Source organism: Trinickia soli (assembly GCF_002879855.1).
Taxonomy (GTDB): Bacteria; Pseudomonadota; Gammaproteobacteria; order Burkholderiales; family Burkholderiaceae; genus Trinickia; species Trinickia soli.
The window spans coordinates 139,118-160,161 of sequence record NZ_PNYB01000003.1; the positions used below are offsets into that span (position 1 = coordinate 139,118).

At 63.4% G+C, this 21,044-nt stretch carries 28 protein-coding genes, 1 pseudogene and 1 riboswitch; of the genes and pseudogenes, 16 read left to right on the forward strand and 13 right to left on the reverse strand.

The window, feature by feature from the left end; genetic code table 11:
- The first annotated feature begins 477 nt into the window (after window positions 1-477).
- The 3 genes from C0Z19_RS04765 (at window position 478) to C0Z19_RS04775 (ending at window position 3,929) form a co-directional block, all read left to right on the forward strand.
- On the forward strand, window positions 478-2,052 hold the full coding sequence (locus C0Z19_RS04765) for a UbiD family decarboxylase (RefSeq protein WP_102608652.1): 1,575 nt from the start codon (window positions 478-480) through the stop codon (window positions 2,050-2,052).
- Between the two features lie 68 nt (window positions 2,053-2,120).
- Window positions 2,121-3,185, forward strand: a complete 1,065-nt coding sequence (locus tag C0Z19_RS04770) for an asparaginase (protein WP_102608653.1) — start codon at window positions 2,121-2,123, stop codon at window positions 3,183-3,185.
- A 78-nt stretch (window positions 3,186-3,263) separates the two neighbouring features.
- On the forward strand, window positions 3,264-3,929 hold the full coding sequence (locus C0Z19_RS04775; RefSeq protein WP_102608654.1) for a LysE family translocator: 666 nt from the start codon (window positions 3,264-3,266) through the stop codon (window positions 3,927-3,929).
- Between the two features lie 172 nt (window positions 3,930-4,101).
- On the opposite strand, the gene C0Z19_RS04780 is transcribed toward C0Z19_RS04775, so the two are convergent.
- The 3 genes from C0Z19_RS04780 to C0Z19_RS28435 all read right to left on the reverse strand — a co-directional run bounded on the left by C0Z19_RS04780 (window position 4,102) and on the right by C0Z19_RS28435 (window position 6,084).
- Window positions 4,102-5,070, reverse strand: a complete 969-nt coding sequence (locus C0Z19_RS04780; protein WP_102608655.1) for a threo-3-hydroxy-L-aspartate ammonia-lyase — start codon at window positions 5,068-5,070, stop codon at window positions 4,102-4,104.
- Window positions 5,071-5,303: 233 nt separating this feature from the next.
- Window positions 5,304-5,612, reverse strand: a complete 309-nt coding sequence (locus tag C0Z19_RS04785; protein ID WP_102608656.1) for a hypothetical protein — start codon at window positions 5,610-5,612, stop codon at window positions 5,304-5,306.
- Window positions 5,613-5,922: 310 nt separating this feature from the next.
- Window positions 5,923-6,084, reverse strand: a complete 162-nt coding sequence (locus C0Z19_RS28435; protein WP_162878086.1) for a hypothetical protein — start codon at window positions 6,082-6,084, stop codon at window positions 5,923-5,925.
- Window positions 6,085-6,341: 257 nt separating this feature from the next.
- On the opposite strand from C0Z19_RS28435, the gene C0Z19_RS04795 reads away from it, so the two are divergent.
- From C0Z19_RS04795 to C0Z19_RS04805, 3 genes are all read left to right on the forward strand, one after another.
- On the forward strand, window positions 6,342-7,280 hold the full coding sequence (locus tag C0Z19_RS04795; protein ID WP_102608658.1) for a Rossmann-like and DUF2520 domain-containing protein: 939 nt from the start codon (window positions 6,342-6,344) through the stop codon (window positions 7,278-7,280).
- A gap of 84 nt (window positions 7,281-7,364) precedes the next feature.
- A complete protein-coding gene (locus C0Z19_RS04800; protein ID WP_102608659.1) occupies window positions 7,365-7,682 on the forward strand; it encodes an EthD family reductase in 318 nt (105 codons plus the stop codon).
- 104 nt (window positions 7,683-7,786) lie between these two features.
- Entirely contained in the window at window positions 7,787-8,350 is a 564-nt protein-coding gene (locus tag C0Z19_RS04805) for a YggT family protein (RefSeq protein WP_102608660.1), read from the forward strand.
- Between the two features lie 28 nt (window positions 8,351-8,378).
- Here the strand turns inward: C0Z19_RS04805 and C0Z19_RS04810 are convergent, their stop codons facing one another.
- The 3 genes from C0Z19_RS04810 to C0Z19_RS04820 form a co-directional block, all read right to left on the reverse strand.
- On the reverse strand, window positions 8,379-8,711 hold the full coding sequence (locus tag C0Z19_RS04810; protein ID WP_102608661.1) for a DUF190 domain-containing protein: 333 nt from the start codon (window positions 8,709-8,711) through the stop codon (window positions 8,379-8,381).
- Between the two features lie 112 nt (window positions 8,712-8,823).
- On the reverse strand, window positions 8,824-9,210 hold the full coding sequence (gene crcB, locus C0Z19_RS04815) for a fluoride efflux transporter CrcB (protein ID WP_102608662.1): 387 nt from the start codon (window positions 9,208-9,210) through the stop codon (window positions 8,824-8,826).
- Window positions 9,211-9,298: 88 nt separating this feature from the next.
- Window positions 9,299-9,361: riboswitch (Fluoride riboswitch) on the reverse strand.
- A gap of 146 nt (window positions 9,362-9,507) precedes the next feature.
- A complete protein-coding gene (locus C0Z19_RS04820) occupies window positions 9,508-10,431 on the reverse strand; it encodes a LysR family transcriptional regulator (protein ID WP_102608663.1) in 924 nt (307 codons plus the stop codon).
- Window positions 10,432-10,608: 177 nt separating this feature from the next.
- On the opposite strand from C0Z19_RS04820, the gene gstA reads away from it, so the two are divergent.
- From gstA to C0Z19_RS04840, 4 genes are all read left to right on the forward strand, one after another.
- On the forward strand, window positions 10,609-11,235 hold the full coding sequence (gstA, locus tag C0Z19_RS04825) for a glutathione transferase GstA (RefSeq protein WP_102608664.1): 627 nt from the start codon (window positions 10,609-10,611) through the stop codon (window positions 11,233-11,235).
- Window positions 11,232-11,942, forward strand: coding sequence for a glutathione S-transferase family protein (locus tag C0Z19_RS04830; protein WP_233196001.1), 711 nt, complete (start codon window positions 11,232-11,234; stop codon window positions 11,940-11,942). The genes gstA and C0Z19_RS04830 overlap by 4 nt, the downstream gene beginning before the upstream one ends.
- Before the next feature lie 152 nt (window positions 11,943-12,094).
- Window positions 12,095-12,418 (forward strand): ArsR/SmtB family transcription factor, encoded by a 324-nt coding sequence (locus C0Z19_RS04835; protein WP_425330294.1) that lies wholly within the window; start codon window positions 12,095-12,097, stop codon window positions 12,416-12,418.
- Window positions 12,415-12,906, forward strand: coding sequence for an SRPBCC family protein (locus tag C0Z19_RS04840; protein ID WP_102608665.1), 492 nt, complete (start codon window positions 12,415-12,417; stop codon window positions 12,904-12,906). Before C0Z19_RS04835 ends, C0Z19_RS04840 begins: the two co-directional genes overlap by 4 nt.
- A gap of 109 nt (window positions 12,907-13,015) precedes the next feature.
- On the opposite strand, the gene C0Z19_RS04845 is transcribed toward C0Z19_RS04840, so the two are convergent.
- Window positions 13,016-13,333 carry an NIPSNAP family protein gene (locus C0Z19_RS04845; protein WP_102608837.1) on the reverse strand — a complete coding sequence of 106 codons (318 nt, stop codon included), beginning with the start codon at window positions 13,331-13,333 and terminating at the stop codon, window positions 13,016-13,018.
- Window positions 13,334-13,501: 168 nt separating this feature from the next.
- Here C0Z19_RS04845 and C0Z19_RS04850 point away from each other — a divergent pair, with 168 nt between their 5' ends.
- Window positions 13,502-14,383: a sigma-70 family RNA polymerase sigma factor gene (locus tag C0Z19_RS04850; RefSeq protein WP_199180754.1), complete on the forward strand. Its 882-nt coding sequence runs from the start codon at window positions 13,502-13,504 to the stop codon at window positions 14,381-14,383.
- A gap of 22 nt (window positions 14,384-14,405) precedes the next feature.
- Here C0Z19_RS04850 and C0Z19_RS04855 read toward each other — a convergent pair whose 3' ends face one another.
- The 4 genes from C0Z19_RS04855 to C0Z19_RS04870 all read right to left on the reverse strand — a co-directional run bounded on the left by C0Z19_RS04855 (window position 14,406) and on the right by C0Z19_RS04870 (window position 17,314).
- On the reverse strand, window positions 14,406-15,125 hold the full coding sequence (locus C0Z19_RS04855) for an amino acid ABC transporter ATP-binding protein (RefSeq protein WP_102608666.1): 720 nt from the start codon (window positions 15,123-15,125) through the stop codon (window positions 14,406-14,408).
- Window positions 15,112-15,762 (reverse strand): amino acid ABC transporter permease, encoded by a 651-nt coding sequence (locus tag C0Z19_RS04860; protein WP_102608667.1) that lies wholly within the window; start codon window positions 15,760-15,762, stop codon window positions 15,112-15,114. The genes C0Z19_RS04855 and C0Z19_RS04860 overlap by 14 nt, the downstream gene beginning before the upstream one ends.
- Window positions 15,759-16,436: an amino acid ABC transporter permease gene (locus tag C0Z19_RS04865; RefSeq protein ID WP_102608668.1), complete on the reverse strand. Its 678-nt coding sequence runs from the start codon at window positions 16,434-16,436 to the stop codon at window positions 15,759-15,761. The genes C0Z19_RS04860 and C0Z19_RS04865 overlap by 4 nt, the downstream gene beginning before the upstream one ends.
- Window positions 16,437-16,507: 71 nt before the next feature.
- Window positions 16,508-17,314: a transporter substrate-binding domain-containing protein gene (locus C0Z19_RS04870; protein WP_102608669.1), complete on the reverse strand. Its 807-nt coding sequence runs from the start codon at window positions 17,312-17,314 to the stop codon at window positions 16,508-16,510.
- A gap of 221 nt (window positions 17,315-17,535) precedes the next feature.
- Between C0Z19_RS04870 and C0Z19_RS04875 the strand changes: the two genes are divergently transcribed.
- On the forward strand, window positions 17,536-17,736 hold the full coding sequence (locus C0Z19_RS04875; RefSeq protein ID WP_199180755.1) for a heavy-metal-associated domain-containing protein: 201 nt from the start codon (window positions 17,536-17,538) through the stop codon (window positions 17,734-17,736).
- A 34-nt stretch (window positions 17,737-17,770) separates the two neighbouring features.
- On the opposite strand, the gene C0Z19_RS04880 is transcribed toward C0Z19_RS04875, so the two are convergent.
- Together C0Z19_RS04880 and C0Z19_RS04885 are read right to left on the reverse strand one after the other, a co-directional pair.
- The gene (locus C0Z19_RS04880; protein WP_102608671.1) at window positions 17,771-18,196 is read right to left on the reverse strand and encodes a GlcG/HbpS family heme-binding protein; all 426 of its coding nucleotides are present in this window, start codon (window positions 18,194-18,196) and stop codon (window positions 17,771-17,773) included.
- Between the two features lie 24 nt (window positions 18,197-18,220).
- Entirely contained in the window at window positions 18,221-19,234 is a 1,014-nt protein-coding gene (locus tag C0Z19_RS04885) for a zinc-binding alcohol dehydrogenase family protein (RefSeq protein WP_102608839.1), read from the reverse strand.
- 97 nt (window positions 19,235-19,331) lie between these two features.
- Between C0Z19_RS04885 and C0Z19_RS04890 the strand changes: the two genes are divergently transcribed.
- The 4 genes and pseudogenes from C0Z19_RS04890 to C0Z19_RS04900 all read left to right on the forward strand — a co-directional run bounded on the left by C0Z19_RS04890 (window position 19,332) and on the right by C0Z19_RS04900 (window position 20,987).
- On the forward strand, window positions 19,332-20,264 hold the full coding sequence (locus C0Z19_RS04890) for a LysR family transcriptional regulator (RefSeq protein WP_102608672.1): 933 nt from the start codon (window positions 19,332-19,334) through the stop codon (window positions 20,262-20,264).
- Window positions 20,265-20,434: 170 nt separating this feature from the next.
- Window positions 20,435-20,503: pseudogene (locus tag C0Z19_RS29205) on the forward strand (hypothetical protein); the annotation flags it as partial.
- Between the two features lie 59 nt (window positions 20,504-20,562).
- Entirely contained in the window at window positions 20,563-20,631 is a 69-nt protein-coding gene (locus C0Z19_RS29210) for a hypothetical protein (protein ID WP_483409868.1), read from the forward strand.
- Entirely contained in the window at window positions 20,628-20,987 is a 360-nt protein-coding gene (locus C0Z19_RS04900; RefSeq protein WP_102608674.1) for a DUF1493 family protein, read from the forward strand. The genes C0Z19_RS29210 and C0Z19_RS04900 overlap by 4 nt, the downstream gene beginning before the upstream one ends.
- The last annotated feature ends 57 nt before the right edge of the window (window positions 20,988-21,044 follow it).

Consider the following 21,044-nt stretch of genomic DNA (forward strand, 5'->3'; position numbering starts at 1 on the left):
CCGTCAACGACGACAACGTACCGTGTGGAGGGCCACATCGGAGCAAAAGGACCGGCGACATGCCTGTGGGCATGCACGCAGTGGCTCTCACGCAAAAGCCAGCGGCAACGCGCTGGCGGAAGACAACTCTTTGGGCCGTAGAACGCCGTGCAGGGCGGCGTACGGCGACGCGACACTTCTGGCCGCGAGTCAGGCCGGGGGCGGTGACTCAAAACTACTTGGCCCTGCAGCCAATGTGGGACGGATTCTAGCAGGCTTTTATAGATCGTCAATGCTACAAAATCGCAAATCAATAACAAAATGTAATAAAGAGCCGGGGCAGCAGGGCTAAAATCCGCTTCCCGCGCGGGTCTCGACCCATTTTGCGTTTCGACGCCCGGGGGACGCTTCCTGCTTTCCGCAGGTAAAATCGGCGACTCCCTGCGCTCGCGCTCCGGTTCGATGCGGTGCCGCAGTGTCGTCCAATCCACACTTGTTATGAAATATAAAGATCTGCGGGACTTCATCGGCCGTCTGGAGGCCATCGGCGAACTGCGGCGGGTGCCCGAGAGCGTCTCTCCCGTGCTCGAGATGACCGAACTGTGCGATCGCGTTTTGCGCGCCGGTGGCCCCGCACTGCTGTTCGAAGCGCCTGCAGGCCAGCATTTCCCGGTCCTCGGCAACCTGTTCGGCACCACGCGGCGGATTGCGCTCGGGATGGGCGTCGACGAAACGGCGGCGGCCGAGGAAGGCGCGGCGCTGCGCTCGCTGCGCGATGTCGGGCGATTGCTGTCGGCGCTCAAGGAGCCCGAGCCGCCGAAGGGGCTCAAAGACGCCGGCAAGCTCTTTTCGTTCGCCAAGGCGGTCTGGGACATGGCGCCCAAGACGGTCAGCGCTGCGCCCTGCCAGGAAATCGTCTGGGAAGGCGCCGATGTCGATCTCGCCCGCCTGCCGATCCAAACCTGCTGGCCTGGCGACGCCGCCCCCCTCGTCACCTGGGGGCTGACCGTCACGCGCGGGCCCAACAAGCCCCGGCAAAACCTCGGCATCTATCGTCAGCAGCTGATCGGCCGCAACAAGCTGATCATGCGCTGGCTCGCCCACCGAGGCGGCGCGCTCGACTTCCGCGAATTTGCGCTCTCGAATCCCGGCAAGCCGTATCCGGTGGCGGTCGTGCTCGGCGCCGATCCCGCAACGATCCTCGGGGCCGTAACGCCCGTGCCCGACACGCTGTCTGAATATCAGTTCGCCGGCCTGTTGCGCGGCGCCCGCACGGAATTGGCGCGGTGCCTGACGCCGGGCGTCGATACGCTGCAAGTGCCTGCGCGCGCGGAGATCGTCCTCGAAGGTTTCATTTACCCACAGGCCGGTACGCCGGCTGCGGCACCCGCGGGTACGCCGCCGCGGCCGTCGCATGGAGCTGCAGCCTCTTACGAGCATGCGCTCGAAGGGCCCTACGGCGATCACACGGGTTACTACAACGAGCAGGAATGGTTTCCGGTTTTCACCGTCGAGCGCATCACGATGCGGCGCGACGCGATCTACCATTCGACCTATACCGGCAAACCGCCCGACGAACCCGCCATGCTCGGCGTCGCGCTGAATGAAGTGTTCGTGCCGCTACTGCAAAAGCAGTTTCCCGAAATCACCGATTTCTATCTGCCGCCCGAAGGCTGCAGCTACCGGATGGCGATCGTGCAGATGAAGAAGAGCTACGCCGGGCACGCCAAACGTGTCATGTTCGGCGTCTGGAGCTTCCTGCGGCAATTCATGTATACGAAATTCATTGTCGTCGTCGATGAAGACGTGGATGTACGCGATTGGAAGGAAGTGATCTGGGCGATCACGACCCGCGTCGATCCCGCACGCGATACGGTGCTCGTCGAGCGCACACCGATCGACTATCTCGATTTCGCGTCGCCGGTCGCGGGGCTCGGATCGAAGATGGGCCTCGACGCCACCAACAAGTGGCCTGGCGAGACCGATCGGGAATGGGGGCGGCCGATAGCCATGGACGCCGCCGTCAAAACGCGCGTCGACGCGCTGTACGAACGCCTCGGACTAGGTCGCTAAAGCCTCGCACAGCAGCACCGCCCGCGATTTCGAATCCCATCGATCTGAACAGAACGAAGGTCATCGCCATGAATACTGCTTTCGATTCGCAAGTGGCCGTCACCACCTATCGCGGCCCGGCCGTCGAAAACCGCCATCTGGCACATGTCGCCGTAGTCGATGAAGCGGGCCGACTGTTGTACGCCTTCGGCGATCCGCACCGCCTCACGCTGCCGCGCTCGGCCGTCAAGCCCGCGCAGGCGCTGGCGGTGGTCGAGACGGGAGCGCTCGAACGTTTCGGCTTCGACGAAGCCGACCTCGCGCTGATGTGCGCCTCGCACAGTAGCGAGGAGCGCCACATCGCCCGCGCCCGCGCCATGCTCGCGAAGACGCATCTGACCGAAGGCGACTTGCGCTGCGGCGGCCATGTGCCGATCTCGGACGAGGTCCATCGCGCCTGGATCAAGCGCGACTTTACGCCGACACCCGTCTGCAGCAACTGTTCGGGCAAGCACGCCGGCATGCTTGCCGCCGCCCTCGCGATGGGCGAGCCGACCCGTGGTTACGAGTGCCCCGACCACCGGCTGCAGCGGCACGTGAAATCCACGCTGGCCGAACTCGTCGATTTGAGCGAGAGCGAGATCGCCTGGGGGACCGACGGTTGCAATCTGCCGACGCCGAGCTTCGCGCTCGATCACCTCGCGCGTTTGTTCGTGAAACTGGCCGCCGCCATGGAGAAGCCCGCGCCCGCCTCGCCGCGCGAAGCCGCGCTCGCGCGCATTTATCGCGCAATGACGACATATCCGGAGCTGGTAGCCGGCAATGGCCGGTACTGTACGGCGCTCATGAGCGCGTTCGAGGGTGAGGTGGTTGGCAAAGTGGGCGCCGAAGGCAGCTACGGCCTCGGCGTGCGTGCCGGCACACACGGCATCGAAGGCGTCGCCGGACCAATCGGTTTGGCCGTCAAAGTGGAAGACGGCGACGGTGCGATCCTGACCGCCGTCGTCACTGAACTGCTCCATCAGCTCGATATCGGCACGCCGCAACAGCGCGCTCAACTCGACAATTTCCGGGCGCCCCGGATCAAGAACTCCGTCGGGGTGGAAGTCGGGCGCACGGAAGTATGCGTACCGCTCGTGCGCCAACCAGGCTGACCGGCGTATGGACGCGGCAGTCGACGTTTCCGCGCCCGCCCCAAACGAAGAACCGAACAAACGAAGAGACAGCACCGCATGCATCCGGCATCGCTTTTATCCAACGGCTTTTTTCTGTCGCTCTCGCTGTGTCTCGATATCGGCATTGTGAACGTCGCGATTCTTTCGAGAACGTTGTCGCACGGTTTCAAGCCGGGCTTTTGGCTGGGCCTCGGCTCGTGCATCGGCGATCTCGTCTACGCGACGCTCGCGCTCGCGGGTATGTCGGCGCTGCTGCGGTTCGACGCCGTACGCTGGTTCGTTTGGATCGGTGGCGCCGCCATGTTGCTGTATCTCACATGGAAGATGGCGCGTGAGGCGCTCTCGCCGGCGCGGGGCCTGGCAGGCGCGGCTGGCGATCCCGACCCGGGCGTCAGACGCGGGTTCGCCCGCGGCGTCGCGTTGGCGATGTCGTCGCCGTCCGCCATCCTCTGGTTCGCCGCCGTCGGCGGCGCACTCATTGCAAAGGCCGGCGCAACGAGCACACAGACGGCATCGCTTTTCCTCGGCGGCTTCTTCCTCGGCGGGCTCGCCTGGACGCTTTTCATCTGCACACTCGCGAGCCAAGGCCGGAAGCACGCCGGCGCCTCGCTGCTGCGCGGATGTCATATCGTTTCCGCGCTGCTGTTCGCTTACTTGTCATACAGCGTAATCGTGGACGGGTACCGCGACCTCATCGTCCATGCGTCGCACGCGTCCGTTTGAGCCGAACCGGTAGGGACCGCCCGCACCGCAAGCGCAGCTCGCCGAAAACCCAGCGCCGGCCTGCCAGCACCGTCCTCTACCGCCTCGCGAACCGACGCGCGCAATCGGGGCGCAGCGCAGCCGCCGCGCCCTCAACGTTGCACTAGATTGCTGTGGATCGCTCTGGATCGCGTTAAGCGATGAATTCGGCGTAGCGCGGCAAGTCGACGTTGCCGCCGCTGACAATCACGCCCACCCGTTTGCCTCGCGCAGGCACGATGCCATGCATGACGGCCGCTGCGGCGAGACACCCGGTGGGTTCGACGACCATCTTCATGCGCTGAGCGAAGAAGCGCATCGTCTCGATCAGCTGCGCGTCGCTGACCGTTTCGATCCGCGAGACCAGGCGCTGAATCACAGGGAAGGTGTAATTGCCCAGGAATGCCGTGGCAGCCCCGTCGGCGATCGTCCGCGGCGGGTCGATTCTGACGATTTCACCGCGCGCGAGCGACTGCTGGCCGTCGTTGCCGGCTTCCGGCTCGACGCCGATGATTTCACAAGACGGGCTCAGCGCTGCTGCCGACAAGGCGCAGCCCGACAGCAGGCCTCCGCCGCCGAGACAGACGACGAGCACGTCGAGCGGCCCCGCCTCCTCGATCAATTCCTTCGCCACCGTGCCCTGTCCCGCCATGACGTGCGGATGGTCGTACGGCGGAATCAGCGTCATGCCGCGCTCCTGCGCGAGACGCCGCCCGATCGCGTCCCGGTCTTCCGTGTAGCGATCGTAGAAGACGATCTCGCCGCCGTACCCTTTCGTCGCTTCGACTTTGGCGGCTGGCGCATCCTTGGGCATCACGATGGTGGCGCGAATGCCAGCGAGCTTCGCCGACAGCGCGATGGCCTGCGCATGATTGCCCGACGAATAAGTGATCACACCGCCCGCACGCGCCTGGGCGTCGAAGTGCGAAATCGCGTTATACGCGCCGCGGAATTTGAACGCGCCCATGCGCTGGAAATTCTCGCACTTGAAGAAGACCGAACCGCCGATGCGCTCGTCGAACGTTCTGGAACTGAGAACGGGCGTGCGATGCGCAACGCCGTCGATGCGCGACGCGGCATCGACGACATCATCGAAAGTGGGAAGGGCAAGCGCTTCTTGCATGGGTGAAAAGGCCCGCGACGCAGGCAATGGTGACTGAAGACGCATTGTCCCAGCTTCCGCGTTCGTTTGCGATATAGCCGAACGGCTAACGCGAACCGTACGCAAACATCAGGACGCGCACGTCTTAACCGCGCCGCAGACGCGCCGACGGCGCAACCCGGCGGGAAGCCGGCGTTGCGCCGTCGAGAACGAAAGCCCGCGCGGGCCTTCCGGCAAATGCGTCAGCGGCGTGCTTACCAACGACGCCAGTGATGGTGGTGGTGCCAACCGCCGTGGCGCCAACCGCCGTAGTAGCCACCACCATAGCCACCGCCGTAGTAACCGCCGACCACGACGGGCGGCGGCCCGTAATAGACCGGCGCCGGCGCGTAGACCACGGGCGGCGGCGGCGCGTAGTACACCGGCGGCGGGGCCTCGTACACGGGGTAAGCCGGCGCAACCGGGATCCCGATACCAATGCCGACCGATACGTGAGCCTGCGCCGTTGCGGCGAACCCCGCGCACAACGCAGCGGCGGCGGCCAATGTAACAAGCTTCTTCATGACTGTTCCTCTGGCGAATGTGCAGACGCGCCCACTGCAACGGCGGGCACACTGCATCCCATGCTTCAAATGTATAGAAAAAGCATCGGCCAGGGGCTGGGCATTTGTTGCAAATTGCAATCCGGACGCCGCCTCCAGGCCTCCTGCGCGGAGCGCCGCGAAGCGCGGCAAAGCGCGGCAAAGCGAGACGGGCAATATTTTACCGCTCGGCCGAAGAACGCCTCGCCGCCGTCGGTAATGTTTAATTACAAATCCGTTGCACAGAACGCACAGTCCTTGCGAAGGCGCGCAAGCGCACGGCGCCGCGCCGTCATCCCACTTTGACGTAGGTAAACTCGCGTGTGATGCTGGGCGGCACGTACGCCTCCCCGATTTTGACGCGCGGCGTCAGCCGCTTTTTCTGGTCCCACCAAAGGCGCCGCTGAGCGCGGCTCAGAAACCGCAAATGTTTGCGGTAGGAAAAAACGTTCATCGTGACCTCCCATGCATAGCTGCGACGCAAGAACGAAGAACGAAAAACGCAGGCCGGCCCGGCACGCGGCGCACCGGATACGCATCTCAATACGACGCCCGAAACGCATCGGCGAAAATCGGCACGAACCCCCGTTGCGCAACGGCGCGCGGCAAGGTAAGCGAAATGAATGCCCGCCCCTTTCGCGATGCGCGATACTGGCGACTTCGCCGCTCTCGCACGCTGTCGCGCCCCGCGCGCCGCGTCCTGCTCATCCAATGCCGCCCTCTTCTACCCGTCCGTTTCCTGCTCGTCCCCGTCTCGGATTCGTCGGCGTCGGCCGCCTGGCGCGTTGCCTGGCTGCCGGATTTGCCGCCGCGGGCTATCCCGTGGTCGCCGTGGCCGGCCGTTCGCCCGCGTCCGCACAGCGCTTGGCCGACAATCTGCCGCACTGTCGCGCCGTATCTGACGCTCAGGCGGTCGTCGACGCCTCCGAGCTTGTCTTTTTAGCGGTTCCCGATGACAACATCGGTACGATTGCGAACGAATTGCGGTTTGATGCGTGCGACGGACGCTCCATGGCGCTCGTGCATTGCAGCGGCGCGACGGACGTCGAGGTCCTTGCGCGGGCGCGCGAGCAAGGTGCGCTGATCGGCGGATTCCATCCGCTTTATTTGTTCAGCGGCGAAGCGGCCGATCTCGAACGCATCGCCGGCTGCTCCGTGACGATCGAGGCGCAAGCCGAACTGGCCGCCGTGCTCGAAGCGCTGGCCCGCGCGCTCGGTTGCGCGACGCTCGCGCTACCCGGCGGGCAACGCATGCTGTATCACGGCGCCGCACATTACGCGGCCAGCTTCGCGCTGGCCGCACTTGGCGAGGCCACCGACATCTGGCGCAGGCTGGGTTTCGATGAAGAGCAAGCCCTGCGGGCTTTGCTGCCGATGCTGGCGGGCACCGTGGAAGCCGCACGCGGGAAGGGCCTGGCAGGTGCGCTGGCGGGCCCTGTCTCGCGCGGCGACGCCTCCGTCCTCGAACAGCAGCTGGCGGCATTCGAGACGCTCGGCGAGGATCACGCCGCGTTGTATGGGCTGCTCTCGCGCAGGGCCCTTGCGCTCGTTCGGCGTCGGGCACAGCCGCCCGCTTCCGTCGAAGCGATGGCCGATGCCGTGCAAGCCTCGCTGGAGCGCTCGCTCGCGCGAAGTGCAGGCTCCACGTAAGCCGTGATATGGTGACGACCGGCGCGGACCGGCAACGCAATGCCAGCCGCGAGCGCCGCTTAGCAACCTGACAAGAAGGCAACAATGATCAAGGTCAGCATCCTCTATCCGTTTCGAGAGAACGTTCGCTTCGACATCGACTACTATCGCGACAAGCATATGACGCTTGCGGCGAGGCATTTCGGAGCAGCGCTCAAGGGGTGGTCGATCGACAGTGGCATCAACGCCGGGGAACCAGGCTCCAAGCCCGGCTTCGTGGCGGCGGGCCATTTCCTGTTCGATTCGATAGAGTCGTTTACCGCAGTGTTCGAACCCGTCGCCGACGAACTCGTGGCGGACATTCCGAACTACACCGACAGTGCGCCGCAGATTCTCATCAGCGAAGTCGTGATGAGCGTTTGACGGTTTGCCGCGTGCAGGGCGGCGCGGCCGGCATGGCGCGCCGGGCGACGCACGCGGGCGCCCGGATGTAGCGACAAGATACTCAAAGAAGGGAAGGATCGAAGATGTTCGGGGATATCGCCCGCTTTCTGCTCAATACCGTGTTCACGTTGTTCGGCGCCGCGCTGATTCTGCGCGCATGGATGCAGGTCGTACGCCTGCCGCCGTACAACCCCGTGTCGAACGCAATCTTCCAGGCGACGAACTGGCTCGTGCTGCCGCTCAGGCACGCGCTGCCGAGCGCGCGCCGGGTCGACGTGGCGAGCCTCGTCGCCGTGCTGTTGACGTCGGTTGTCTATGTCGTCGCGATGGTGGCGATTGCCGGCGTCGATCCGCTCGGGTTCGCGCCGGTCATCGCGCTCGTCTCGTTGCTGACCATCGTCAAATGGGCGCTGAACCTCGTCATCTGGCTGACGATCCTGATGGCGCTGCTGTCATGGCTGAACCCGCACTCGCCGGCTATGCCGATCCTTTATCAGCTGACCGCGCCGTTCCTGAACCCGCTGCGGCGCGTGATACCGAATCTCGGCGGCATCGACCTGTCACCGATCCTGCTGTTCGTCATCGTGCAGGTGTTGCTGATGATCGTGACGCGGGCAGCCGTCTCGCTGACGCTGTTCGGTATTTGAGCGAAACGGGACGCGAGCCGAAAACCGGTCATGCGTCGGCGCCAATGACGCCGAACGTGGCCGGAATCAGGGTATAAACGGCGCGCACTTTTTCTTTCGACACTGCCTCGACGAGCTTGCGCGCATCGGATTCGGTCGCGATAAATTCGACTTCGACCGTCAGCGAGCCCTGCAGCTCGAAAAAGCGGTCTTCGTGCAGAACGCGATGTGCGCCGAACCCGGCCATCGCGCGAAACGCCGACCCGCCCATGATCTCCATGCGCCTCGCACTGGAGAGCAGCCACTCCCATAGCGGTACGCCGCCCAGACGGTGGTTCTCATGGACATAAAACCGCAACAACACGTATTGCTCGGATTGCATGTGACCTCCCGGCGCTACACGGTGTTGTTCGATTTTGCCCCCGGCCGTGCATCGCGGCAACCGTCTGAAACGATGCGCATCGTGCCTCGTTCGTGCCCGCGCAGCGCGTCGATCAGGCAGCCACGAGCCACACCCGCGCCGTCCACATCCCGAGCGCCGTCAGCGAGAATGACCCGAACAGGTGCAGGCCTGCGGAGAGCAGCGCCCAGCCGGGTTGGTCTTGAGTCAGCAACGTGACGACTTCGAGAGAAAACGTCGAGAAGGTGGTCAGGCCGCCCATGAACCCGGTGATGACGAACAGCCGCCATTCGGGGGGCAAGCCGGCTTTGGCAGCGAAGACGACTGCCGCGACGCCGATCAGATAGCCGCCGATCAGATTCGCGGCGAGTGTCCCGAGCGGGATCGTCGGGAAGATGGCGTTCAGGCCGAGGCCCAACCCCCAGCGCAGCAATGCGCCGAGACCGGCTCCGACAAAAATGGAGAGGATCGAGTAAATCAACGTGCGGTCCTGATTCGAATCATGATGTCGATCGAACCGGAAAGCGGGGAGCGCTGCGCGAGCAAACGCCTACCGATTCCGGCTCGGGGAACGGGTAGGCATCATCAGCCACAAGGGCGGTTGAAGGAGGAATGCCATCTCCCGTGCGCCGACCGGCGGCATGCGGCCGCGCCGTAGAACGCAACGAGGCGATACTTTAAGCGCTAGCGCCACGGCAGGCAACCCGGATGCGGCCCACCCGTTGCGCCGGCTACTGTGTTGCTCGTCAACGAGGGCCGGTTGGCGCGACAGCGGGCTTTACGCGGCCCGCGGCGAATGCTGTCGCCCTTCGAACAAATCTCGCTCGCGCGACAACCCTTCGCCCACCACGTCGAAGAATGCTCTCACGCGAGCGGTGCCTTTCAAGTCCGCGTGCGCAACGATCCACAGCTCGCCCTCGAGACCCGGCGCCGGCGTTTCCATTGCCCGTACGACGCCGTCGTCGGCGTCACCGAGATAACACGGCAACAACGCGAGTCCTATCCCCGCACGCGCAGCGGTCAGCTGGTTGACGAGACTGTTCGTTCGGTAAACGAAGGCGTCATGCGGTGCGGCTTGCGAAAGCCATTCGGCCGCGGCAATCCCTGTCGCGCCGTACTCCCAGCCGATCAACGCGTGACCCCCGAGTTCGCCTATGCTCGAGAACGCCCCACCCGCTTCGGCCAGATAACGCGGCGCGGCATAAAACCCCCAGGCGACCTGCGCGAGCCGGCGCCCCCACAGATCGCCCTCCTTGGGCCGCACCGGGCGCAGTGCGATGTCGACCTCGCGGCGCGACAAATTCAGCACGCGGTTATCGACGACCAGCTCCACCACCACGCCGGGGTAAGTCTGCCGAAACGCAGCGAGGTGCCGTGTCAGCCGGCTGTAGGCCAACGTCTCGGACGATGTCACGCGCAGGCGGCCGCAAAGCCGATGATCTCTGCCGGTCAGGTCGCGATCGAGCGCGAGCGCCTCGTCTTCCATCCGCTCGGCTGCCGCAGCCATGCGCTGCCCCGCTTCGGTGGCTTGGTACACGCCCCCCGAGAGCCGCTCGAAAAGCCGCACCCCGAGGCGTGTCTCGAGCGCCTTGAGGCGGCGGAACGCCGTCGAATGATCGACGTTCAACCGCTGGGCCGCCACAGTCAGGCTCGCCGCTCGCTGCACCGCGAGCACCAGACGCAATTCGTTCCAATCGTTCATGCCGGAACGTTAAGCGATTGCTTGCGCCACCGCAAGTCAGAATGGCATTTGTACAATGGACGTTGCGAATATGCAGATCGTATTCTCTGCGGGTCGTCAACTTCGCTTCGAACCGGCAAACGGCCAAACCGCCACCGCCAAAGCGCGCCACCCTCCAACCATCGGGAACCGATCGACATGAAACTCTATTACGCCGCGGGCGCATGCTCGCTATCGCCGCATATCGTCGCCGCCGAAGCGGGTATCGCTCTCCAGCTCGAACGCGTCAACATCGGCCGTACGCCGCATACGACCGGATCGGGTCACGACTTTGCGGCGGTCAATCCGAACGGCTATGTGCCCGTGCTCGAACTCGACGACGGCACATTGCTGACCGAAGGTCCGGCCATCGTTCAATTCCTGGCCGATTTGAAGCCCGAAAGCGGGCTAGCGCCGGCCGCGGGCACGCTCTCGCGCGCTCAACTTCAATCGTGGCTGAACTTCATCGCGACCGAGTTGCACAAGACGTACAGCCCATGGCTGTTCCATGCCGAATATGGCGCCCAGGCGCAAACGGTCGCCCGCGGCAAAATTTCGGAGCGGCTGGCCTACGTCGAGGCGAAGCTGGCCGCCGGCGGCCCCTTTCTGACCGGCGAACGATTCACGGTCGCCGACGCGTATCTGTTCACCGTCGTCAGCTGGTCGAAATTCGTCGACGTCGATCTTTCGGCATTCCCGGCATTGCGCGCTTATCTGGAGCGCGTCGCCAAGCGTCCTGCCGTGCGCGAGGCAATGATGGCGGAAGGATTGAAGGTGCCGGCATGATGCGCTCATCGAACGCGCCCACTTACACGTTGGTCAGCCACGCGCTGTGCCCGTACGTGCAGCGCGTGGCCATCGCGCTGGCCGAAAAGGGCATCGCATTCGAGCGACGCTACATCGATCTGGCCGACAAGCCGGCGTGGTTCGACGCGATTTCGCCGCTTGGCAAGGTTCCCTTGTTGCTCGTGGACGATCACACCGGGGGAGGCCCCAAGGCCGTCTTCGAAAGCGCGGTGATCTGCGAATTTCTGGAGGACGTCGGCGCGGGCCCGGCGCTTCATCCGGCCGCTCCTCTCGAGCGCGCGCTGCATCGGAGCTGGATCGAATTTGGTTCGACGATACTCGCGGACCTCTGGCACTTCGAGACGGCTGCCGACGCCACCACCTACGAAGCAAAGCGCGCTTCGCTGAAAAAGAAGTTCGGTCGCGTCGAAGCGCAATTCGGTGAAGGTCCGCTGTTCTCGGGGGCGCAAATGTCGCTCGTCGATGCCGTATTCGCACCAATCTTTCGATATTTCGATGTGTTCGACGCGCTCGCGCCGACGGGTGTCTTCGAGCAAATGCCGAAGCTGCGCGCCTGGCGACGCGCATTGTTCCTAAGGCCGAGCGTGACAGGTGCCGTCCTGCCCGACTACAACGTTCGCTTGCAGGCGTTTCTGGTCAAGCACGACGCCTATCTGCTTCGGCTCACGCGGGAGGCAGTGCAATGAGCCAGGGCGTTGGCTTGCATGACAATACTTAGGTGTTGACCTAAGTATTGTCATGCGCCTATCATCGCCCCGGGATGCAAACGATGGAGGTCAATGCTGTGAGAGCGCAGATCGGCGGCGCGCGCCAAGGTTCGGCAGTACCCGATCCCGCGATGGTGGACCGGGTGTTCCGTGCGCTGTCGGATCCCACGCGGCGCGGTGTGCTGGAGCGGTTGTCTGTTCGCCCCGCATCCGTGAGCGATCTGGCAGCGCCATTCGAGATGGCGTTGCCATCCTTCATCGGGCATCTGAAGGTACTGGAGGAAAGCGGCCTCGTCCGTTCGTACAAGAGCGGGCGCGTCCGGACCTATGAACTCGCCCCGGAGCAGATCAAGCTTGCCGAAGATTGGCTTGGCCAGCAGCGACAACTCTGGGAGCGGCGTCTCGACCGGCTCGATCACTATCTAATGAAAATGAAAGAGGAGCACAAAGAATGACGTCGTCGATTATCAAACTCAACCCCGACCTCGACCTCGTACTCGAGCGCGAAATCGACGTACCGGTCGAACTCGTCTGGAAAGCGTGGACTACGCCCGAACATCTTCGCCAATGGTTTGCACCGAAGCCTTGGAACATCACGGCGTGCGAAATCGATCTTCGCCCGGGCGGCGCATTGAACTTCACGATGGCTTCGCCGGAGGGCGGTGAGTTTCCGAACACGTTGTGCTTCCTCGACGTTGCGCCTTGCGAGCGGCTGATCATGACCGACGCACTACAGGGCGGCTACCGTCCTTCGACGAATCCGTTCTTCACGGCCGTCGTCGAAATGGAGCGTCGCGGCGCCGGGGCGTTCTACCGGGCAGTGGCGATTCATGCCGACGACGCTGCGCGCAAGAAGCACGAGCAGATGGGCTTTCACGACGGATGGGGTACCGTCCTCACGCAGATGGTCGATTACATCAAGGCGGGGCGCGTGTCGCAGTGACCCGGGGTTGAAGGTTTTGGGAGCGCCGGACTGCTGCCATGTCCGCATCCCCGCCGCGCGCGACACGCGGCTCGTAGACCCGGTCGCGCCGGCTTCCATCGTTGTCCCGCTACGCTTGCGCGACCTCGAAGCCGTAAGCTTCGAGCATCTCCATGCAACTGCGTTGGACATCGGGCGGGTTTTCGCAGCGCTCGCCAATCTGAGCCTGGTAGGCCTTGAAGGCCGGCAGTGCGGTCAACGCTTCGGCGTCATCGGCCCGGGCGTTCACGAATACATGCAGAAACGCGCGGCCATCTCTGAAAAGCGCGTATGAAAGGCCTGCCGGCTTCGCTTCCTCGAGCTCGGCGAACACGGCCCGTGCGAGCACCTCGTTTTCGTCGGCGTATTCGGGTTTGACGGTGTATCGTACGACGGTGACTCGTTGCATCACAACCTCCTCACGGTTCGATCGGCGCTCGATTGCGCCGACAACCGCATAGACGTCGCCGCCAAGTGAAAGGATGCTCGCCCGGTTTTTTTTTGCGTCGACGAATCCTTCGCATTTCGACAAACGTCTTGCAACGTATCCCGCAATGGATGACGGAGGACGGGCGAATTGGAAGCAGAAGAACTGACAGAATGGCTGGCGCAGATGCGACCGCGCTTGCACCGTTACTGCGCGCGGATCGTGGGGTCCGCGTTCGACGGTGAAGACGTCGTGCAAGATGCGCTGGTTCGTGCGCTGGAGGCGTGGCCGGTTGCCGGCGAAATCCGACAACCGCAAGCATGGCTGATGCGCATCGCGCATAACGCGGCGCTGGATGCCTTGCGTCACAGAAAGCGTCGCGGTTGGCTCGAACCCGAAACGGCCGTAGACGATCTGCCTGACGATGCCGCTGCTGCCGACACTCGCGTGGCCGCGGCGGCGAGCCTCGCGCATTTCATGCATCTATCGACGATCGAGCGCGCCGCCGTGGTGCTCGCCGACGTGTTCGGCTACTCGTTAGCAGAAACGAGCGAACTGCTCGGGCTCAGCGTGGCCGCCATCAAATCGGCACTGCATCGCGGGCGCACGCGGCTCAAGGCCGTCGCGCAAATGCCCGCCGAGCAGCGGCGCGCGATCAACGAAGTGGACCGGGAGCGCCTCGGCGCCTATGTCGATCACTTCAACGCGCGCGACTTCGACACGCTGCGCCATCTGCTATCAGAGGAAGTGCGGCTCGATCTTGTCGGGCGCGCACAGTTCGTGGGGCGCAAAGACGTATCGAAGTACTTCGCGCGATACGAGGCAAACGCGGCTTGCCGCCTGGCGCTTGGCCATGCGGAGGACCGCGTCGTACTGCTCGCGATCGATGCGTCGACCAGTGCGGACGTCGCGTACGTGATCGTGCTCGATTGGGAAGGCGATCGGCTCGCGAGGATACGCGACTTCCGGTACGGGACGTATGTGATGGAGGGGCTCGATTGGGTATCGTCCACGCCGCGAGCATCACGATAGCCCTACGGTCGACGCAACGAAGTTAATGAATGAAGCGGCGCAGTTCGACTGTCGCGGGGTGATCGAAGATCGCCTCGGGCGTGCCGCTTTCCCACACTCGGCCCTCGTGCATGAAGACGACCTTGTCGCTGACCGCGCGCGCAAAACGCATCTCGTGCGTCACCATGATGAGAGTCATATGCTCGCGCGCGAGGCTCTCTACCACGCCGAGCACTTCGCCGACGAGTTCCGGGTCGAGCGCCGACGTGATCTCGTCGCACAGCAACACGGACGGGTTCATCGCCAGTGCCCGGGCGATGGCCACCCGTTGCTGCTGCCCGCCCGAGAGCTGATCGGGATAGGCGCCGAACTTATCGCCGAGACCGACGCGCGCGAGCATCGCCTCCGCAGTCGCGCGCGCCTCGTGCCGAGACGTTTTCTTGACCACAGTCTGCGCAAGCATGACGTTTTCACCCGCCGTGAGGTGCGGAAAGAGGTTGTACTGCTGGAAGACCATACCCACTTTCAGGCGCAGCGCGCGCAGGTCTGCGTGACGTGGGTCGATATGCGCTCCGTCGATTTGAATCGATCCGGCATCGATGCTCTCCAGCCCGTTCAGCGTGCGCAGAAACGTGCTTTTGCCCGACCCGCTGCGGCCGATGATCGAGACGACCTGCCCGCGCTCGACGGAAAAATCGATCCCTTTTAAAACATGGTTCGCGCCGAACTGTTTCTCGACGCCTGAAGTTTCAACGAGGGCCATACATCGTCCTTTGCAACGTGCGCGCGTAGTGGGTGAGCGGATAGCAGAGCGCGAAATAGATGAGCGCAACGAGCCCGTAGACCAGGAAAGGCCTGAACGTAGCATTCGAAATTTCAGTGCCGGCTTTCGCGAGTTCAGCGAAGCCGATGATCGAGACGAGCGCCGTATCCTTGATCGCCTGCACGCCGAAGCCGACGGTCGGCGCCACCGCGATACGCGCTGCTTGTGGCAGGATGACGTGTCGCAGTTGCTCGAAGTAGTTCATCGCCAGACTGGCCGATGCCTCCCACTGCCCTTTCGGCACCGCTTCCACGCAGCCGCGCCAGATTTCGGCCAGATAGGCGCTGGTAAAAAAGGTCAAGCCGACCGTAGCGGCCACCCAGGACGACACATCGACGCCGACGAGCGGCAAGCCGAAGAACACGATGAACAACTGCAGCAGCAGCGGCGTACCTTGAAATACCTCGATGTAGATGCGCACCAATGCCCGCAGCGCACGCGAGCGCGACACGCGCATCACGAGCAGCACGAGCCCGACCGCCCCGCCCGCACAAAACGAAACGAGCGAGAGCAAGACCGTCCAACGCGCGGCGAGCAGCAACGCTTCGAGCATCTGGCCGAACGTGAATTCGATCATCGCGCACCTCGCAGGTTGCGGGCGAACAGCCGGCGGCCCGCCGCGTGAAGCGCCGCGCGCAGCACCATCGCCATCACGAAATACACGAGCGCGATCAGAAAGTACGTCTCGAACGCACGAAAATTACGCGATTGCACGTAGCTGGCCGCGTAGGTCAGATCCGCTACGGAGATTTGAGAGACCACGGCCGAGCCCAGCATCGTAATGACGATCTGACTGGCGAGCGCAGGGAACACTTTTGCGAAAGCCTGCGGCAGCAAGACGTGAACGAACGTCTCGCGTGGCGACATGGCGAGCGCCGCTGCCGCCTCATGGTGCCCCCTCGGTACCGCGCGAATTCCGGCGCGCAGGATCTCGACCGAGTAGGCACCGAGATTGAGCGTCATCGCGGCAATGGCGGCCGAATATTCGCCGATGTGAATGCCGAGCGCGGGCAGCCCGAAGAACACGAAGAAGAGTTGCACGAGAAACGGCGTATTTCGAATGCCTTCGACGTAACAGAAGGAGGTGCGGCGCAGCGCCGCATAGCGGCTTTCGCACGCCGCGGCGCCCAGAACGCCGACGCTCACGCCTAGCAGCGTCGATGCCGCCGTCAGCGCGAGTGTGACGGCCGCGCCGCTGGCGAACATGCCGGTATAGGCCGACAAGTCGCCGAACTGCAGTTGATAACTCATAGCAATACCGTTGAAGCGAACGACGAAGCGGCTCGCCGCATGGCAGCGAGCGCCGAGCGTGCTCGTTTATGTCAGAGGTTGGCAGGCAGCGGCTGACCCAGCCACTTCTTCGACATCGCCTCCAGCTCGCCGTCCTTTTTCGCCGCTTCGATGGTGGCATTGACCTTCGCAAGCAGGCGCGGCTCGTCTTTAGCGAGCCCGACATAGCACGGCGAATCCTTGATGATAAATTTCATCTCGGGCAACCGCGGCGGGTGCTTGGCGATGATGGCGGCCGCGACGACATTGCCGGCCGCGATCAACTGCACTTGGCCGGAGAGAAACGCCTGGATGGTGGCGTTGTTATCGTCGAAGCGGCGAATGGTCGCCTTGGGCGCCATGTTCGTCAGCGCGATTTCCTCGAGCGCCCCGCGCGTCGCACCCACGGTTTTGCCAGCCAGATCGCCGGGCGTCTTGACGCTGACGTCGGCCGGGCCGAACACGCCTTGGAAGTATGGCGCGTAAGCCGCCGAGAAATCGATGACCTTCGCGCGGTCGGGCGTCTTGCCCAGAGAGGAGATGATGAGATCGACCTTGTTCGTTTGCAGATACGGAATGCGGTTCGCGCTATTGACCGGGACGAGTTCGACCTTCACCTTCATCGCCTTCGCCAGCAGCGTGGCCATATCGATGTCGTAGCCTTGCGGTTTCATGTCGGTGCCCACGGAGCCGAACGGCGGGTAGTCAGCCGGCACCGCCACGCGCAGCGTGCCGCGCTTGGCGATCGCGTCGATCGCATCGGCATGCGCTGCTTGCGCGGACAACAAAACGAATGCAGGGGCGGCGACGAGCGCGGCGAACCAGCGGCGGCGAGCGGTAAAGTGCGGCTTGTGTTCCATCTTGATTCCCGGACTAAAGTGATTGGGGCGGCACGCGCCCTGCTGTGGTACGCGTGGGTCCGGGGCCGCTAAGAGCAAAGAGCGGGCCAAGCGTGGCCAGGCGGCCCTGCCGGCACGGCGAAGCCGACCCGTGGGCGGCGATGGTGCCTTCGCGGGGCTCGCGATGCATCGTTTCAGTGCATGACGGCGCCGGCCTTTACGGAAATGTGCCGAGGTAGACGGTGAACGATCCTCTTGCGCTGAAATTGCGTATCGAAGGCATGGACTGCGCCTCCTGCGCGTTGAAAATCGAGAATGCGCTAAAGCGACTGCCGGGCGTGTACGACACGCCCGCGCTTGCCGCCGCATCGGTGGGTATTGCAATGGGCGGTGGCACCGAAGCGACCAAAGAGCGCCGGCGTGAACCGGATTCGTTCGGTTGATCGTAGTTGGGACACTTCCTCTGGCAGGCAAGGCTTACGGCGCCAGCCCTGCGCGACGCAGCGCCTCCTCAGCGGCCTCATGGTCTTGAACCGATGTTCCGCCAGAAATGCCGATGCCACCTACCAGACGCCCTTCGTGGAAGATCGGCACGCCACCGCCGACCGGCATGAGCCGCGGATGCTTTGCCAGCGGAGCGACGGCAGGCTCGGCCATGTACTGGTTCCATTGGTGCGTGGCCATGCCGAACGACGCGGCGGTCCACGCCTTGTCGATGGCGACATCAACGGTCAGGAACGGGGCGGAATCCGAGCGCTCAAACGCCCGCAAGTGGCCGCCGGCATCGGTAATCGCGATTGTCGCGTCGAACCCGCGCGCGGCGCACGCTCGGCGTGCTTCTGCCAACAGTGCTTGCGCGGCTTCGAGGCTGATCGTGGCCGTGCTGATGATGGGCGATTTCATCTTGATGCTCCTTCTCGAACGGGTTCAGTGGTTGGCAACGACGACCTTGCCGATCGTCTTGCCGGCCTCGACCAGCGCATGCGCTTCGATGAGACTGGCTGCATTGATGCCGTCAATGCGTCTGGTCACGGTGTGCTTGAGGCGCCCCTGGTCAACCAGCTGCGCCGCGCGGCGCAGCAAGGCGTGCTGCCGTGCGATGGTGTCGGTGGTGAACATCGCGCGGGTGAACATCAGCTCCCAGTGAATCGAAATAGACTTTCCCTTGAATGGGCCGATGTCCAGTCCCACCGGGTCGTCGATCAGTGCAAATTGTCCTTCCGGACGAAGCACGGCCGCGATTTGAGGCACATAGGCGGCGCTATTGTTCAACCCGGCAACGTGGGTAACGTGCTCGATACCGAGCGCGGCCAACTGGGGTGCCCAGGGTTGATGGTGATCGAGAACGTGATGTGCGCCATGAGCCAGCGTCCACTCGCGGGTTTCCGGCCGCGAGGCCGTGCCGATGACGGTCATACCCGTCAGCTCGCGTGCCAGTTGGGTAAGAATCGAGCCGACGCCGCCCGCCGCTCCGATGACGAGCAGCACGTTGTTGTCGGTCGGGTCGGCTGCCTGAACATGCAGGCGGTCGAACAGCAGTTCCCACGCAGTGATTGTCGTCAGCGGCAACGACGCGGCTTCTGCGAAGTCGAGTGATGCCGGCATGGGGCCGACGATACGTTCGTCCACGGCGTGCAGTTCGCTGTTGCTGCCGGGCCGCGTGATGTCACCGGCGTACCAGACACGGTCGCCTGGCTTGAAACGCGAGGCCAACGGACCGGTTGCGCGGACGATTCCCGCCGCGTCCCAACCGGCGATACGCGCCGTCCCTTCCGGGATGTCGCCACCGCGCCGGATTTTGGTGTCGACGGGGTTAACCGACACCGCTTTCACTTCCACCAGCAGATCGTGGCCACGCAATTCCGGCGTAGGCAGCTCGATATCTCGCAGTGCCTCCGGGTGGCTGATGGGATGGTTCTGATAGAAACCAATGGCTTTCATGGGTTTGCTCTCCAAGAGTGTTTGAGACCATGTTATCTTTCGTCGAAACACGGATAAATACCCGTCGAACTCAAACACTTTCGGCGTTTTGATGAAAATGATTCGACTCGATGACGTCCAGATCTTCGTGCACACGGTGGACTACGGAAGCTTCTCGGAGGCGGCACGTCAGCTGAATATCGCGCCCGCACATGCGAGTGCGTCAGTGCAGCGGCTCGAACGGGCGCTGGACACGCGTCTGTTCACCCGTTCGACGCGAAGCATGCAACTGTCGGAGGCTGGCGAGCGTTATCTGCCGCATGCGCGGATCATGATTGGCGCGCTCGTGCAAGGCGAGCAGGCTCTGGCGAGCGGGCGGGGAGCACTGTCCGGGCCGCTGCGGCTGTCGGCGCCGTCTGACTTTGGGCGAAACCTGCTGTTGCCGTGGCTGGATGAATTTCAGCGCCGGCACCCGGGCTTGTCGCTGCACCTCAAAATGAGCGACCGTGCGGCCGATCTCATCCGCCAGCCACTGGATGCTGTCGTGCGCTACGGGGCGCTGCCCGATTCGTCGCTGCTGGCCATGAAACTGGTCGACAACAACCGCCGGGCGTTGTGCGCCGCGCCGTCATACGTCCAACGACATGGCGCACCGGCCAAAGTTGAGGACCTGCGGCGACACAATTGTCTTCGGTACGTCTGGAGCGAGCAGATTCATGAACGCTGGCGCTTTACGCCGCCGGGCGGCGAGCGCATCGTGGCAGTGACAGGCAATCGCATCAGCGATGACGCCGATGTCGTTCGTCGCTGGGCAATAGCGGGGGAAGGCATCGTCTACAAGTCGCGACTGGATCTCATCGACGATCTGAAGGCAGGACGACTCGTGGAGCTATTTCCGCCGGAGCATTGCGAGCCTTCGCCGCTGCACTTGATTTGTGCTCACCGCTCGCAATTGACGCCGGCGATCATCGAGTTGCATGCCTTCCTGAGCGAGCGCTGCTCGGCGTTGCTTGCGAGCCATCCAGCGGGAAGCTCACGTCCTGTGCAATGAAGTTCGCGCCTTCTTGCTCGTCTCGATGAAGCGACGAACGGACAGGCAGCGAGGACTGCCGGAGAGGATCCACTTTTCACACCAGCGACCGCGACTCCCCTCTCCCCAACCCACCCAAAACCCTGTAGAAACGCGCTCTCAATCCCTACGCGCCGGAATTTCGGGCACAGATGGTCGAGTTAGTGAAAGCCGGTCGCTCGCCAGAAGAGCTTGCGCGCGAGTTCGAGCCAACAGCGCAAACGATCTACAACTGGGTCGCACCGTCCCGATCATCGGGGAAGTCATCCTCGCCTACGACGTGTCGATCATCAGCTACCGCAGCGCCGTTCATTACAACCAACTCGTGAAGCCCGAGGACCGACTATGAGCAATTCTCTGCTGCTCGAAGAAGTCGAATCGTTCGTGCGTAAGGAGCGCGGCTTGTCCCAGAGCAAGGTCGTCACGACGGCCACGACGCTTGAAGACGACCTCGGTATCACAGGCATCGAGGGTGAGATGTTCATGGAAGCCTTCTTTGCCCGCTTCAAGGTCGACGAAGGCGATTTCGCGTCGGGGCGCTACTTCGTGGACGAGGGGTCCGGCCTTCTTCTCATGCTCGTCACAGCCCTGTCGCGAAAGCGGCGAAAGGCGCTCGATCGCATTCCTATCACGGTCGGCATGCTCGTCACAGCTGCCAGCCTTGGTAAATGGGATTCCGCCAAGGTCGAGAACAGTCGTTGGTGACGAAGGGAGGGATTACCGCTCGATGCATACCTGCAAAAAACCTAACGTCAGGTTATA

Excerpts from the sequence above, each read along its gene's own strand:
- C0Z19_RS04830 (WP_233196001.1), top strand. The coding sequence starts at position 11,232 with ATGATGCGCTCATCGAACGCGCCCACTTACACGTTGGTCAGCCACGCG.
- C0Z19_RS28435 (WP_162878086.1), bottom strand. The coding sequence starts at position 6,084 with ATGAACGTTTTTTCCTACCGCAAACATTTGCGGTTTCTGAGCCGCGCT.
- C0Z19_RS04775 (WP_102608654.1), top strand. The coding sequence starts at position 3,264 with ATGCATCCGGCATCGCTTTTATCCAACGGCTTTTTTCTGTCGCTCTCG.
- C0Z19_RS04890 (WP_102608672.1), top strand. The coding sequence starts at position 19,332 with ATGATTCGACTCGATGACGTCCAGATCTTCGTGCACACGGTGGACTAC.
- C0Z19_RS04795 (WP_102608658.1), top strand. The coding sequence starts at position 6,342 with ATGCCGCCCTCTTCTACCCGTCCGTTTCCTGCTCGTCCCCGTCTCGGA.
- C0Z19_RS04885 (WP_102608839.1), bottom strand. The coding sequence starts at position 19,234 with ATGAAAGCCATTGGTTTCTATCAGAACCATCCCATCAGCCACCCGGAG.
- C0Z19_RS04770 (WP_102608653.1), top strand. The coding sequence starts at position 2,121 with ATGAATACTGCTTTCGATTCGCAAGTGGCCGTCACCACCTATCGCGGC.
- C0Z19_RS04765 (WP_102608652.1), top strand. The coding sequence starts at position 478 with ATGAAATATAAAGATCTGCGGGACTTCATCGGCCGTCTGGAGGCCATC.
- C0Z19_RS04900 (WP_102608674.1), top strand. The coding sequence starts at position 20,628 with ATGAGCAATTCTCTGCTGCTCGAAGAAGTCGAATCGTTCGTGCGTAAG.
- C0Z19_RS04880 (WP_102608671.1), bottom strand. The coding sequence starts at position 18,196 with ATGAAATCGCCCATCATCAGCACGGCCACGATCAGCCTCGAAGCCGCG.
- C0Z19_RS04810 (WP_102608661.1), bottom strand. The coding sequence starts at position 8,711 with ATGCAATCCGAGCAATACGTGTTGTTGCGGTTTTATGTCCATGAGAAC.
- C0Z19_RS04805 (WP_102608660.1), top strand. The coding sequence starts at position 7,787 with ATGTTCGGGGATATCGCCCGCTTTCTGCTCAATACCGTGTTCACGTTG.
- C0Z19_RS04820 (WP_102608663.1), bottom strand. The coding sequence starts at position 10,431 with ATGAACGATTGGAACGAATTGCGTCTGGTGCTCGCGGTGCAGCGAGCG.
- C0Z19_RS04780 (WP_102608655.1), bottom strand. The coding sequence starts at position 5,070 with ATGCAAGAAGCGCTTGCCCTTCCCACTTTCGATGATGTCGTCGATGCC.
- C0Z19_RS04785 (WP_102608656.1), bottom strand. The coding sequence starts at position 5,612 with ATGAAGAAGCTTGTTACATTGGCCGCCGCCGCTGCGTTGTGCGCGGGG.
- C0Z19_RS04860 (WP_102608667.1), bottom strand. The coding sequence starts at position 15,762 with ATGATCGAATTCACGTTCGGCCAGATGCTCGAAGCGTTGCTGCTCGCC.
- C0Z19_RS04855 (WP_102608666.1), bottom strand. The coding sequence starts at position 15,125 with ATGGCCCTCGTTGAAACTTCAGGCGTCGAGAAACAGTTCGGCGCGAAC.
- C0Z19_RS04865 (WP_102608668.1), bottom strand. The coding sequence starts at position 16,436 with ATGAGTTATCAACTGCAGTTCGGCGACTTGTCGGCCTATACCGGCATG.
- C0Z19_RS04840 (WP_102608665.1), top strand. The coding sequence starts at position 12,415 with ATGACGTCGTCGATTATCAAACTCAACCCCGACCTCGACCTCGTACTC.
- C0Z19_RS04845 (WP_102608837.1), bottom strand. The coding sequence starts at position 13,333 with ATGCAACGAGTCACCGTCGTACGATACACCGTCAAACCCGAATACGCC.
- C0Z19_RS04800 (WP_102608659.1), top strand. The coding sequence starts at position 7,365 with ATGATCAAGGTCAGCATCCTCTATCCGTTTCGAGAGAACGTTCGCTTC.
- C0Z19_RS04870 (WP_102608669.1), bottom strand. The coding sequence starts at position 17,314 with ATGGAACACAAGCCGCACTTTACCGCTCGCCGCCGCTGGTTCGCCGCG.
- gstA (WP_102608664.1), top strand. The coding sequence starts at position 10,609 with ATGAAACTCTATTACGCCGCGGGCGCATGCTCGCTATCGCCGCATATC.
- C0Z19_RS04835 (WP_425330294.1), top strand. The coding sequence starts at position 12,095 with ATGGTGGACCGGGTGTTCCGTGCGCTGTCGGATCCCACGCGGCGCGGT.